This is a genomic window from Rhizorhapis sp. (genome assembly GCF_035276005.1).
In the GTDB taxonomy this organism is placed as follows: Bacteria; Pseudomonadota; Alphaproteobacteria; order Sphingomonadales; family Sphingomonadaceae; genus Rhizorhapis.
In genome coordinates this window covers 43,860-56,974 of the sequence record NZ_DATEMB010000047.1, presented here as the reverse complement: position 1 = coordinate 56,974, position 13,115 = coordinate 43,860, and the positions used below count along the sequence as shown (strand labels likewise).

At 62.2% G+C, this 13,115-nt stretch carries 11 protein-coding genes; 4 read left to right on the top strand and 7 right to left on the bottom strand.

Going from position 1 to position 13,115, the window contains the following annotated elements; genetic code table 11:
* The 4 genes from VJS46_RS10545 to VJS46_RS10530 form a co-directional block, all read right to left on the bottom strand.
* The coding region (locus VJS46_RS10545) for a translocation/assembly module TamB domain-containing protein (RefSeq protein WP_324060001.1) at positions 1 to 3,557 on the bottom strand (3,557 nt) is incomplete at its 3' end.
* Positions 3,557 to 5,452, bottom strand: coding sequence for an autotransporter assembly complex protein TamA (locus tag VJS46_RS10540; RefSeq protein ID WP_414708001.1), 1,896 nt, complete (start codon positions 5,450 to 5,452; stop codon positions 3,557 to 3,559). The genes VJS46_RS10545 and VJS46_RS10540, both read right to left, overlap by 1 nt.
* Before the next feature lie 377 nt (positions 5,453 to 5,829).
* Positions 5,830 to 6,279 (bottom strand): DUF1465 family protein, encoded by a 450-nt coding sequence (locus VJS46_RS10535; protein WP_324059999.1) that lies wholly within the window; start codon positions 6,277 to 6,279, stop codon positions 5,830 to 5,832.
* A 266-nt stretch (positions 6,280 to 6,545) separates the two neighbouring features.
* Positions 6,546 to 6,743, bottom strand: coding sequence for a YdcH family protein (locus tag VJS46_RS10530; protein ID WP_324060002.1), 198 nt, complete (start codon positions 6,741 to 6,743; stop codon positions 6,546 to 6,548).
* A 178-nt stretch (positions 6,744 to 6,921) separates the two neighbouring features.
* Here VJS46_RS10530 and VJS46_RS10525 point away from each other — a divergent pair, with 178 nt between their 5' ends.
* The gene (locus VJS46_RS10525; RefSeq protein ID WP_324059998.1) at positions 6,922 to 7,077 is read left to right on the top strand and encodes a YdcH family protein; all 156 of its coding nucleotides are present in this window, start codon (positions 6,922 to 6,924) and stop codon (positions 7,075 to 7,077) included.
* A 149-nt stretch (positions 7,078 to 7,226) separates the two neighbouring features.
* On the opposite strand, the gene dksA is transcribed toward VJS46_RS10525, so the two are convergent.
* The 3 genes from dksA to VJS46_RS10510 all read right to left on the bottom strand — a co-directional run bounded on the left by dksA (position 7,227) and on the right by VJS46_RS10510 (position 9,687).
* Positions 7,227 to 7,691: an RNA polymerase-binding protein DksA gene (gene dksA / locus VJS46_RS10520; RefSeq protein WP_324059997.1), complete on the bottom strand. Its 465-nt coding sequence runs from the start codon at positions 7,689 to 7,691 to the stop codon at positions 7,227 to 7,229.
* 563 nt (positions 7,692 to 8,254) lie between these two features.
* Positions 8,255 to 9,082 carry a hypothetical protein gene (locus VJS46_RS10515; RefSeq protein ID WP_324059996.1) on the bottom strand — a complete coding sequence of 276 codons (828 nt, stop codon included), beginning with the start codon at positions 9,080 to 9,082 and terminating at the stop codon, positions 8,255 to 8,257.
* Between the two features lie 164 nt (positions 9,083 to 9,246).
* Complete coding sequence (locus tag VJS46_RS10510) at positions 9,247 to 9,687, bottom strand: host attachment family protein (protein WP_324059995.1); 441 nt, start codon at positions 9,685 to 9,687, stop codon at positions 9,247 to 9,249.
* 123 nt (positions 9,688 to 9,810) lie between these two features.
* Here VJS46_RS10510 and serS point away from each other — a divergent pair, with 123 nt between their 5' ends.
* The 3 genes from serS (at position 9,811) to VJS46_RS10495 (ending at position 13,072) form a co-directional block, all read left to right on the top strand.
* Entirely contained in the window at positions 9,811 to 11,094 is a 1,284-nt protein-coding gene (serS, locus tag VJS46_RS10505) for a serine--tRNA ligase (protein ID WP_324059994.1), read from the top strand.
* Between the two features lie 100 nt (positions 11,095 to 11,194).
* Complete coding sequence (gene surE, locus VJS46_RS10500; RefSeq protein ID WP_324059993.1) at positions 11,195 to 11,962, top strand: 5'/3'-nucleotidase SurE; 768 nt, start codon at positions 11,195 to 11,197, stop codon at positions 11,960 to 11,962.
* Positions 11,963 to 12,013: 51 nt separating this feature from the next.
* Positions 12,014 to 13,072: a M23 family metallopeptidase gene (locus VJS46_RS10495; RefSeq protein WP_324059992.1), complete on the top strand. Its 1,059-nt coding sequence runs from the start codon at positions 12,014 to 12,016 to the stop codon at positions 13,070 to 13,072.
* Positions 13,073 to 13,115 lie beyond the last annotated feature (43 nt).

Genomic DNA, 13,115 nt, shown 5'->3' with positions numbered 1-13,115 from the left:
CCGATCGCCAGGTCCGCGCGCCACTCGCTCTCCAGCCCCAGGCCGACCACCGTCAGCCGGTTGCGCGCCCTGGCCTTGATATCAAGGCGCCAGGGCGAGCTGCGCGCGGCGTCATCCTCTTCTACCACCTCGCCCCGCCGGTTGATCTCGATCACCTTGAGCTCTGGCACCTCGGCGACCGCGCTCGCCCGGCCCAGCATGAAGCGGCTGCGGACAAGCTGCACATCGCCGGAAATGATCCCGCCCACGCCATTCGACTGGATGGAGAGCGGGCCGGTGACGGTCGCGCCAATATCGTCCCGGTCCAGCAGCACCGCATTTTCCGCCTGCAAGCGCATGTCGATGCCGATCCCCGCGGGCACGCCCAGGTCGAAGCTGCCGCCACCCGAAACCGTCCCGCCATTTTTCGACTGCCCGCTGAAACTGGAAAGCACCAGGCGCGAGCCGGTGAAGCTCCCCCGCGCCTTGACGTTGCTCAGCGCCATTCCGGTGATGGGGCTGGAAAAGCGGGCGTCATCGGCTACGACCGAACCTCTGATGGCAGGCGTTGCCAGTGACCCGCGCGCGTCCATTCCGACAGATATGGGCCCCGACAGGTCGAAGGTCTCGACGTTGGTCAGTCGCCATAATGTGTCAGCCGGTCCGTTATAGCGAAGCTGCGCAAACAGCGTTGCCCGCATCAGCCGGTCAAGCACATAGCCCTGCCCCAGTGGCACGAGCCTTAATTGGGCCTTGCCGATGGTCTTGCCCTCGCGAACCACCACTGCCCGCGCAACCGCGCTGCTGCTGGTGAGGGCGGCATTCACGCCCAGATCGACCGGCTGCGACGACACCGCCAGGCCGGAACGGGTCAAGCCGCGGATACGCAGTTGCGCAGCACCTGTGGGCAGCTCGTCCCTCACCCCCACATAGCTCAATGTGCCCGACGCAACGCCGCCAAGTCCCAGCTCCTCATTATAGATGTCGAGCAGGCTGAGCGGCAGGCGGTCCAGCCGCGCCTCCAGGCGCGTGCTTGGGCCGCCAAGCTCGCCCGACAATTGCGTCCGCCCTCCGGCAAAGGCGATCGTGGTGGGCGCGAGAGCCCAGCCGCCGTCATCACGGCTGGTGAGTACGGCCGGGCGAACCAGGCGGATGGGCTTGCGGTCAAGCGTTCCGCTTGCATTCAGCGCAACGCGGCCCGGTGCAATATCGGCGTCGAAACGCAGGTCGAACAGCCGTCCCCGCTGCCCCGACAGGCTTGCCGTGGCAGTGCCCCGGCCATCCACCAGACGAGTGCTTGCGTCGATCCGCCCGACGCGCATCGTACCTCGCCGGACGCCCCGAGCGTGAAGCGCGGCATCGACGGTGGTTCCCTGCGGCCCCAGGATAACGGAAGCCGTCATCGTTCCCCGGCGCACGCGGAAAGCCGGGGGTCCGGCGAAGTCCGCGTTCTGCGCGTTCAGCTCCGTCCTGACCTGCTGCACGCCGTTCACCGGCTGCAGCGCGACAAAGCCCGTCATGCCGCCGCCCGAAATCTCCAGCCGCCCGTCAAGTCCGCCGGTGACCGGCCTGATCTGACCCGATGCGGCGGTTTCCGAAACCGAGAGGCGCTCAATATCGATCACGGCATCTCCGCCGCGCGGCAGCAGAATGCGTCCTTCCCCGTCAAAAGGCCCCAGCCGCGATCCGCCCTCCACGGTAAACTCGAAGCCCGTGGGATCAGGCGTCAGCTTGACCCGGACATTGGCGAGGCCAGCCGCGTCCAGCGGCCGCGCCAGCACCAGGTCCACGCTCGGGCGGTCGATCCTCCCGTCCAGCGTCAGCCGCAGCGGACCATAGCGCCGATGATTTCCCGCGCCGGACAAAAGGAAAGTCCCATTGGGACGGCGATAGCCATTGGCGCTCAGCCTTAACTGCGGTGCCTCCAGCTTGATGCCGCCCAACAGCAACCGCCCGTCAGGGCCCAGTGACAGGTTGGTGAACACGCTGGGCAAGCCGCCTGCCAGCCCTCGCAAAAAGCCATTGTCCAGCCGCCGCACATCGGCCCGCGCCCTGCCGCTCAATGAAAAGGCGCCGCCCTTGCCCGGCACCGCACGAATATCCGACCGCACATCGACCAGTCCCAGACCTGGCATCAGCAAGCCACGGATGTTTCCGGTCAGCGCCGCATCAAATTTGCCTGTCGAAAGATCTGCCAGCAGTACCAGTTGGCTGCGGAGCTTTGCCGCATAAAGGCGCATCTTGTTGCTGGTTATGGTCTGCCCTTTAAGCTGCAACATGCCCTTCAGCGTCAGGTTGGCGAAAATCCCTTCGATCACCTGACCCTGACCGATCATCCGCCGCGCGTGCATATCGATCGGGATCAGCGTCGGCCCTTCCTTTCGCACCTGACCTTCGCCAGAAGCGCGCATGGCGATGAACCGCGTAGCCCCAAAGGCAAGCTCCGGTGCCGTCAGCAGATATTCGAACCGCGCCTGATCAAGGGGCCCATCGAGCCGGAACTTCAACTCCACCTTCCGGCCTCTAGCTGCTTTCACGAAAGCCGAGGGCCGCCGCAACCATGTCTCGATCCGCAAATCGTCGATCAGGCTGTGCGCCAGGTCGATGCCGCCGCGCGCGGTCAGTTCGATTGCCTCTGAACGCAGGCCAAGCTGCCCTTTGAGGAACCGCCGCTCAAATGTGCCAGAGGCATCCACTTCCAGACTCGGCTCGGACAGGCGGCCGATCAGGCCCGGACGCAAAAGCTGCGGCTGCACCGCTCCTGTCAGCCGGTACTGTCCCTTTGCCGCCTCCATGCTGAGGTCCGCCAGCGGTTTGTTATCGAGCCTGGCGGTCAGCGCTCCTTTCCATCGGGTCCAGTTCCCCTCGCCCGCAATCTGCAAGCTTGCGTGCTCTTTAAGGCCCGCCAGCGTTCCCACAAGACCATTCTCCGGCGCATTCACATCGGCCCGGATATCGAACATGTCTTCATCTGGCCGCGAATCCAGCGTCAGCAGGATACGGTCATCTTCCCCAATCACCCGGCCATAAACGTCCAGCCTGGCCCGGCCGGAGAAAATTTCCACCCGCCCGCCAAGCGCCGCCAGATGAGGCTGGCCCGTAATCGGCTTTGCGACCAACAAGCGGCCCACCGCCAGATGCGCCAGCCTGATGTCAAAGTCAGGAAGAATCGGCCCCTTTTTCGCGCTGGGAACGAATTTCGGCCATTTGTGCAACGTCGCTTCGGGTACGCCCAAGCGGTCGATATCCAGCCGATTGGAAAACCAGGCAAAGGGCCACCATTCCAGTTCCACGCGCGGCGATGAAAGGAACAGCCCCTTGGGATCATAGAGCCGGACGTCCTTCAACACGGCCTTCTTGTAAATGCTCCCCTCTATCCCGCCGATGCGGATCTTTAAGCCGGAGTTCGGCGCCAGCATCGCGATCCGGTCCGCAATGAAGCGGTGCCCCATGCCGGTATCCAACCAGGCAAGACCAGCCGCCAGCACAAGCAGCGCGGCGACCAGCGCGCTGAACACCCAGTGCCGCGCCTGGAAGCGGAATCGGCGCGGAGGCGGGGTTTCAGCTTCGCCGGCCATCAAAACGCCTGCCCCAGCGATACATAGACCGCGACCTTCGGATCGCCGGGCTGCGGATTGAGCGGGGTACCCACATCGATCCGGATAGGTCCGAAGTTGCTATAATAACGAAGGCCAAGCCCGGCACCCAGTTGCAGATCGCCGAAGTTTGGCAATTGGCCCGTCGAAATATTACCGGCATCGACAAAGGGCACCACGCCGAAATTACCGAAACGGATACGCGCTTCGAGCGAAAACTCCGCGAGGCTCCGTCCGCCAATGGGATCGTCATTTGCATCGCGCGGTCCGATATCCTGATAGCCATAGCCGCGCACCGATCCGCCGCCGCCAGCATAGAAGCGCCGGGAAGGAGCGATCTGGTCGCGCTGCGCACCTACAATGGTGCCGAGCCGCACACGCCCAGCGAGCACTACCTTGCCGGTCACTGGCTGATAGGCGCTGCCGTCAAGTTGCGCCCGGACATAGCCGAGAGTGCCCGATTGAAAGGACAGTTCGGGCGACACCCTCATCCCCAGCCTGAAGCCTCTTTTCGGATCGAGAAGGTCATCGCTTCCGTCATAGGCAAGACTGAGCGGCAGCGCGCCGATGAAGAAAGTCCGCCTACGCGGCGTCGCCAGCGGCCCCACGGAATCGCGCTCGTCAGAAGCCAGCAGTTCCGCGCCGACGGACCATGTCCATTTCCGCTGAAAGATCAGGTTCGTCTGCCGCTCCAGACTGCCGGAAACCTGCAGCGTCTTTGCATCATAGGCGTCGCGGTCGATATTGCTGGCGGAAACCTGTGCGTTCAGCACCTGGTCGCGCTTGCGGAAATTATTGCGGCGGTAGATGGCGGCGACCGACTGCTCCTGCGTTCCAGCCACGCCCCGGAAAGTCATCGCCCCTTCCGGTGGAAAGAAATTGCGATGCTGCCAACTCGCCTCCGCACGAATGCCCTCGCCGGTGCCATAGCCGATCTGTCCCGCCACCGTGCGAGCAGGGGCGCGCTCCAGATCGACCGCTAGGTCAACGGTTTGCCCATCGCCAGTCTCCTTGGGCGTCATCGTCACGGATGAAATGAGGCCGGTCGCAATCAAGGCCCGCCTGAGATCAGTGACTTCCGAGGTGCGATAGGGATCACCCGGCTTGAACCGGGCAATGCGCTGCACATGGCGAGCGCTGAAGATGTCGCCCTCCGGCACCTGGATATTCCCGAAACGCCGATAGCCCGCCGTTTCCACCGGCACCGTCAGATCGCCAACCCGATCATCCCTGTCGACGCGCACAACCGGCTCCTGGACCTTTGCGAAGGGATAGCCATTCTCGCCCAGCGCAGTCGCCAGGCCAAGCCGGGCAGCGACAATTTCGTCGGCATCGATCGGATCGCCCGCCTTTACCGGGAAGGCCTTGTACAGCGCGTCCCGGTTTTCCGTCGCCTGTTCGAGGCCGGGCAGTTTTACCTCATCGAGGACATATCGCTGCCCCGGATCGACATCCAGCACGACCTGAAGCCGCTCATTCTCTTTCGCGGGAACAAGCTCGCTTATGACACGCGCATCATAATAGCCCTTCGCACGCAGGATGCGCTGCAGCAGCTCTATGTCCTCCTTGGACCGGCGGTTGATCTGGGCGACGTTGGATTCGTCCCCTTCGCCCTGGCGCAGAACCGACAAGTCATTGAAACGTTCGCGGAACTGGTCATCGGCAATCTCGTCCACGCCCCGCAGCACGACACGATATTTGATCTCGCTGGTGTAGTCGACCGCCGGCGCAGGTTCCACCTCCGCCGCCACTGTTTTTCCCTCAGCGCCCTTTTCGTCGGGTTCGGCAGTGGCCTCTTCCATCTCCTCCAGCGGACTTACGCTGTCGGGCCGTTCCATATCCGGCCAGTCTACGCCAAGTCCGGGCATGGGGTCCATTGGCGATTGCGGATCAAGCGGCTGCGCTTCCTTTCCGCCTTGGTCCTGCGCAAGAGCCTGCGGGAGCGAAACGGCGATTATGAACGCGCAACTGAAATATCGGATCGCACGCAAACGGAAAGGCAATTCGCCACAGGACATGGTTCTGTCCTAACCATTTGGACTAGGCTGCGCCAGCCCGCTCATGGTCAGGCCAGGGGCAATTGCGCCGGGTGGTATCTTTCCGCCGTGACGGCAATCACGGTTGCCGTGAGTCTTTGCGTCTTTGCGAACCGTCCGGTAAACACGGACCTGTCGTAAAAGGATAACGTCGTCACCACTGATCGGTACGTCCGCTCTTCACGTCACAAAGCTAACGCGCGCTGCGGGGCTACCTGTCAGAAACTCCGCTCCAGGCGGTCGAGAAGCTGCCGGGCGGGACTAGATGGGATCATGGGCATGATCTCCCCATTCGCGATCATGCTGCCTTGCAGGCGCGCCACACGATCATAAAGGTCCTGGCTCGCCTCGATCAGCGACCGTGCCGCAAAAGGGAAGCGAGCGACGACGCCGGGATCGGACCGGGCAGTGTCGCCGAGTTGATGCCGTGGATCCGACAGTTCCGTGCTGTGCAGCTCGCCATTCAGCACCGCCCGCTGGGTCAGCAGCCAGGCAATGATGTGCATCAGCCGCGTCGTCACCTTCAGCGATTCACAGGAAAAGCTGACCCGCACCATGATGTCGAGCGCTTCACGGTCCATGTCGGCCTGCGCATCGAAATAGCCCCGCGCTTCGTCGGCCATGACCATCGCCTCGACATAAAGGCTGTCAATCAGCTTCCGACTCATTTCGCGCGATATGGTGCCATCCTGCATCTTGTTTGACTGCCACAACGATGCGGGGATGTCAGGCGCATTAAGCACCTTTTTGATAGAAGAGCCGCGCCGTATCGAATTGGGGCGGCTGGCATGACACAAGAGCATAGGCGCCCCCAAAAACCGTCGCTTCAGCGAAGGCAGAGGCCCCGCTTCCGTTTTCAATGACTTGCTCAGCCAAGCGGGGTCCCCTGCCTGCTTGAGGACGACGAGCTTGAGGCTGCCCCCGTCCAACGATCCTAAGCGATAATATCCGGAATCAACGCATCCTCGAGCGTCGCCATCTCATCGCGTAACCGCAATTTGCGCTTCTTCAGGCGGGCAAGTTGCAAATCATCCCGGCCGCTCGAGTCGGCCAGAGCGCTGATCGCCATGTCCAGATCGCGATGTTCAACACGCAAGACTTCCAGGCGGCGCATGATCTCTTCAGGGGTCATAAAGACAGCATTCCCGTTCCGGAAAAGGCAGTTGGCGGGACTATAGGAGGGAATGGCGACACGGGCCATCGCAAATCCTCAATCGGCCCGTCGAACAGGCAGAAAAGAGTGGAAGACAGGAGGGAATTTTCGTGATTTACTCCGTTCTCCATGTCCTAACTCATCCAGGAGGATATATATGGAGAACAGCCACATCTCAGCTCTACAGGCCAAGCATGCCGGCCTCGACGAACGCATCAAGGCCGAAAACAGCCGCCCCCTCCCCGATGCCATTCTCCTTGCAGAACTCAAGAAACAGAAATTGCGAATCAAGGAAGAGCTGAAGGCGCACTGAACCATAAGCCCGATCCCGGAACCGGCCCTTTTCGGGCCGGACCGGACATGGCATTAGCGTTGGGCCAGGCCCGTCTCCGGCTCCCGGAGAAGGGTGTTCGAAACTTCACTTTTGGCAAGCGCCGGTTCCAGCACCACTGGGAGTTCTCCCTAATCGTCGCGGGAAATCTTCTCCTGGCGCTCGTGGCGTTCCTGCGCCTCGACCGTCATTGTAGCGATGGGGCGCGCTTCCAGGCGGCCTAGCGAAATAGGCTCACCAGTCACTTCGCAATAACCATATTCGCCATCGTCAATCCGGCGAAGGGCGGCATCGATCTTGGCGATCAGCTTGCGCTGCCGGTCGCGCGTACGCAGTTCGATGGACCAGTCGGTTTCGCTCGACGCGCGGTCATTAAGGTCGGGCTCGCGAAGCGGTTCATTCTGCAATACCGCCAGCGTGCCTTCTGCTTCGCTAAGGATTTTCTTTTTCCAGTTAAGGAGCGATTGCCTGAAATATTCGAGCTGCCGCTCATTCATGAACTCTTCGTCCGGGGAAGGACGGTAACCATCCGGGAGGATGACCTGTCCTCGTTTGGGGGTTTCCATATCTTCCGGAGAATTCACAACTGATGCCATAAGGCCTCCGCAACAGTGCCCGCAGCCTCGCCAGCCGCTGGACTATTTGACTTGGTTGGGCGCCTATACCCGTGCTCCACAAACCGCACAAGCACCCATGTTCGAAGAAGCGTCCATATTCTTTCAGTTGCCCTTTCATTTTCATGAACCTGTGACATCTGTTGCTTCCTTGGCCCGCCATGGGACAGTTTCAGCGCGCTTGGTCAGGTTGGAGGACGAACTGAAAGCATCCGCAGTTTCAGTTGCTTCGTCCATCCAAAATGACCTGACGCTCCATCCTGGACTTAACAGAAACTCGACCCGGCGCTTCATTGCAGGACATTAACCAAGTTCAGTTACGAATTAGCAACTAAATCGCACGTCCACCGAACAAAAATACAGTTAATCCGATTGCGATGGGCGGCTTCTTCTGCCCTTTTTACGGATATCGGGAGCGTAACGGTGAAGGAAGACCCCGTTTCGCATGGGCAACAACAAGAGTATCGAGCGATGTCAGTACGGATGGCCTTAGCGAAACTTTGCGCTTGCGCTTGCGGAGGAGCGATCCTTGGCGGCGGTGCAGTTCATGTGGCCGAGTCCTCACCGCGTCCTGCATATGTGAAGGCCAGCAAGGCTTCGGCAAAGGCGTCGGTGAAGCGTGTGCGCCGGACCGTCAAAACGGTATCCTGCGCACCTGCCGCTGTTACGGTGATCACGCCCGCCGCGCCCGTTCCCCTCCCGCCCGCACCCGTCCCTGTCCCGGCCGAAATGGCGATGGCTGGCGGCGGAGCTGTTCCGGTCGTCGTGGGGGGTAGCGGCGGCTTTGGCGGCAGCAGCGGTTTCTTCGGCGGCTTCTTCGCCGGCGGCTCCGGCGGCGGCAGCGTAGTGGTTTCGTCAACAACCAGCGGCGGATCAAGCAGCACCAGTGGCGGTTCCACAAGCTCGGGGGGAAGCTCCTCCAGCACCAGCGGCGGATCGACGAGCACCGGAGGAAGCTCGACCAGTACAGGTGGAAGCTCGACCAGCACCGGCGGCAGTTCCACCAGCACGAGCACGGGCGGGAGCTCCACGAGCACCAGCACCGGGGGGAGTTCGACCAGCACCAGCAGCGGCGTGGTCAGCAGCACGTCCTCCACATCGAGCAGTTCATCGAGCTTTGGCGGCAGTTCGACGAGCACCAGCTCATCCACTTCCTCCTCGACCAGCAGCAGCACCAGTTCGTCGACCTCTTCCTCGACGGGTAGCAGTACCTCCAGTTCGACCAGCACCGGCGGTTCGACCAGCACGAGCACCGGCGGCACCCAGGTCCCCGCCCCGCCCATGGCCCTGCTTTTCGGCGCCGCCGCAGCGGCTCTGGTGGCGCGCCGGCGGATCACGGCGAAGCGGGACGGGAAGGTCTGACCAGAACCCATGTGAAACCAATTAAGGCGTCGGGACCCCGCTTTTCCTCAATTTTGCAAGCTAGGCGGGGTCCCTGGCTGCGGCCGAAAGCCGCAGCTTATCCTCAGCGCCCGCCCTGCGGGCAGTCGAAGGGCACGGACGACGGAATTTGGGGGTTCTTACGCCTGCCCTCCCCTCACGCCTGAAGGATGATCTTCTCGATCTCCGTTACCGGATGCCCCGTCAGGTCCTTGCCGATTTCGCCGACGATCCGCTGTTCGACCTGCTTGTGATAATGCTTTCGCATGGCCCCCAGGGTTCTGGGAGCCGCCACAACGATCAGCTTGTCGAACTCATTGTTGAGCGCCCGCTTCTTCAGCATATCAGCCATTTGTGCGGCAAAGCGATCCTGCTCGAGTTGATGGAAATCGGTTTCCTCATAGGCGCTTCGATGCCCGCCTACACTGGAAAATGCCCGGCCCGGCTGATCGCTCCCCTGTTCACGATCGGGGGGATTGTCCTGCACGATCTCCCGTTCCAGCTCCAGCTTGGGGACATCAGCAAAGCCGCCATTGCGGAAAAATAGCGCCTTCTCTCCGTCCAGAACGACGACACAGGTATCGCGCGCCAGCTTCATGTCGCTTCTCCTATTATGGCAACAGGATAAGGAACGAGCAGGATGCGCCCCGGTTGCCTAATAAGCAAGGCTTTCGACCACTGGACTTGCCACCGTCACATTCCGGCTTATTAGGTGTCGGCCATGCATGACATCCGACTGATCCGCGAAAATCCGGCTGCTTTCGATGCTGGCCTGGCAAAAAGAGGTCTCGAACCAATCAGCGCTGAGCTGCTTGCGCTTGATGAAAAAAAACGTTCGATTTCAACGCAGATGCAGCTTTGCCAGGCCCGCCGCAATGAAGCGAGCAAGCTGATCGGCCAGGCGATGGCCCAAAAGGACATGGAAAAGGCCGAGGCGCTGAAGGCCGAAGTCGCCGAACTGAAGGAGCGCCTGCCGCAGTTGGAAGCCGAGGACCGTGCCATCGGCGAAGAGCTTCAGTCCCTGCTCCTCGCCATCCCCAACCTGCCCGCCGATGACGTGCCGTTGGGGACTGACGAAAGCGAGAATCTGGAGCAAGCCCGCTGGGGCACGCCCCGCAGCTTTGATTTCACGCCTCAGGATCACGCCGACTTCGGCCCCGCGCTCGGCCTGGATTTCGAAGCCGCCGCAGCCATTTCGGGGGCCCGCTTCGCGGCTCTTCGCGGCCAGATGGCTCGCCTCCACCGTGCGCTCGCCCAGTTCATGCTGGACCGGCAGAGCGGCGGGAATGGCTACGAGGAAGTCAATCCTCCCCTTCTGGTGCGGGATGAAGCGCTGGTCGGCACTGGCCAGCTTCCAAAATTCACCGAAGACCTGTTCCGCACCACGGACGGCCGCTGGCTGATCCCGACGGCGGAGGTCAGCCTCACCAATCTGGTCCGCGAACAGATCGTTCCTGAAACCGCGCTCCCGCTACGCTTTACCGCGCTCACCCCCTGCTTCCGCTCGGAAGCGGGGAGCGCCGGCCGCGACACGCGCGGCTTCATCCGCCAGCACCAGTTCGAAAAGGTCGAGTTGGTCGCCATCTGCCGCCCTGAAGACTCGGAGGCCGAGCACCAGAAGATGCTCGCCGCAGCAGAAGGAATATTGCAGGCGCTTAATCTCCCCTATCGCCGTGTCCTGCTCTGCACCGGCGACATGGGCTTTGGTGCGCGCAAGACCTATGACCTTGAGGTCTGGCTGCCGAGCCAGAATAGTTATCGGGAAATCAGCAGCGTCTCCAATTGCGGCGACTTCCAGGCCCGCCGCATGAACGCCCGCTACAAGCCGGAGGGCGAAAAGAACACGCGCTTCCTCCACACCCTCAACGGTTCCGGCCTGGCAGTCGGCCGGACACTTGTGGCGGTGCTCGAAAATTATCAGCAGGCGGACGGCAGCGTCATCATTCCAGAGGTGCTGGCGCCCTATATGGGCGGCATCACCAAGCTGGAGGCCGCGAAAAACTAATCGTCGTCCCTGCAGAGACAGGGACCCCGCTTCTTCCTGCCGAGTGTCAAGCGGGGCCGCTGCCTCGGCGAGGCCAGAGCATCAATGAGAAGGCAAGATAATGCGCATCCTCCTCACCAATGACGATGGCGTCCACGCACCGGGCCTGAAGGTTCTGGAGAAGATCGCCCGCACCCTATCCGACGACATCTGGATCGTCGCTCCCTCTGAGGAGCAGTCGGGCGCCGGTCACAGCCTCACCCTCACCCGCCCGGTCCGCGTCCGCAAACATGGCGAACAGCATTTCAGCGTCACCGGCACCCCCACCGACGCCGTCATGATGGCTTTCGGCCATTTGATGAAGGACACGCCGCCCGACCTCGTTCTTTCCGGCGTCAACCGCGGATCGAACATTGCCGAGGATGTCACCTATTCCGGCACCGTATCCGCCGCGATGGAGGGATCGCTCGCAGGCCTGCGCGCCATCGCGCTCAGCCAGACCTATTCGCGCGAGGGGATGGGCGACACTGTCCCCTTCGCCTGCGCCGAAGCCTGGGGTGAAAAGGTTCTTCGCCCGCTGCTCGATATTCCGATGGCGCCGCGCACGCTCTTCAACATCAACTTTCCTGCCGTCGAGCCGGAACAGGTCCGCGGGATAAGGGCGGTGCGGCAGGGCTTCCACGACTATGGCCGCTCGAAGATTGTCGAGGGCACCGATCCACGCGGCTACCGCTATTATTGGTTCGGCCTCGAAAGCAGCATCCGCACCCCGGACAAGGGCACCGACCTGGAGGCTGCGGCGGAAAGCTACATCACCGTCACGCCGCTGCACCTCGACCTGACCCATTATGACAGCCTGGACCAGTTGCGCTCCGCATTTGACGGCTGAATCCAGATCGTTAAACAGCAAGAGGCTGACCAACAGCTTGGGGGAAGGACCTTGCCGCAGCGCGCCTGTTCCACTGTCCGTCTCGCTATTGCCCTGGTGGTCGTGGCAAGTCTTGGCGCCTGCATCCCGCCCAGCGCCGATACGCCCGTCAGCAAGCCTGCGCCTCAGAGGGCAGCCCCGCGCCTGCCCACAGACCTTGTCGCACTCATCGAGCCCGAACCGGTCTGGGAAGCCCGAAAGGTCGCGCCCAATGCCCAACAGGTCGCCGAAAGCCTCTACACCGTCCAGCCGGGCGACACGTTGCGCAGCATCGGCAATCGCACCGGCGCCGGTTCTGAAATGCTGGCGCTGGCGAATGGCCTGGAGGCACCCTATGTCATTCGCCCCGGACAGAAGCTTCGCGTTCCCGCCGGTCGCTACCATTTGGTGTCAGAGGGGGAAAGCGGCATCGCGATCGCCCGCGCCTATGGCATTGCCTGGCGCGACATTGTCGACCGCAACGGCCTGGAAGACCCCTTCATCCTCCGCAATGGCCAGCGGCTGCTGCTGCCCGATCCCGGCAAGCGGCCGCAGACGATGGAGGAACGCGCCGCGGCCTTTCGCATCGACATCGACGACATCCTGACCGGCGGCCAGCCCGCGCTCAGGGAAGGCGAAGAGACGGCAAGGGCAACGCCCACGCCAAAACCCCTTCCCGCCACCGCCGCGATCACCGAACCCTCCCGCTTCACTGGCAGCTTCGCCTGGCCGATCAAAGGCAAAGTCCTGTCTCCCTTCGGCCAGTTCGGCAGCGGCCTGCGCAATGACGGGCTCGACATCGCCGTACCCAAAGGCACCCCCATCAAGGCCGCCGCCGATGGCGTGGTCGCCTATGCCGGGGACGAGATCAAGCTGTTCGGCGGCCTTGTCCTCATCAATCATGGCAGCGGATGGGTGACGGCCTATGGCCATGCCGACAGCCTCAATGTCGTTCGCGGCCAGAAAGTGACCAGGGGACAAGTCATCGGCCTTTCGGGCGCCAGCGGCTTCGTCTCCGAACCCAAGCTGCATTTCGAAATCCGCCGGGACCGCAAGCCGGTCGACCCGCTCCTGCATCTGCCGAAATCTTAAAAAGAGGTGCGCCGGTCAGTTTTTCCTCTTCAGTGGGAGAGGA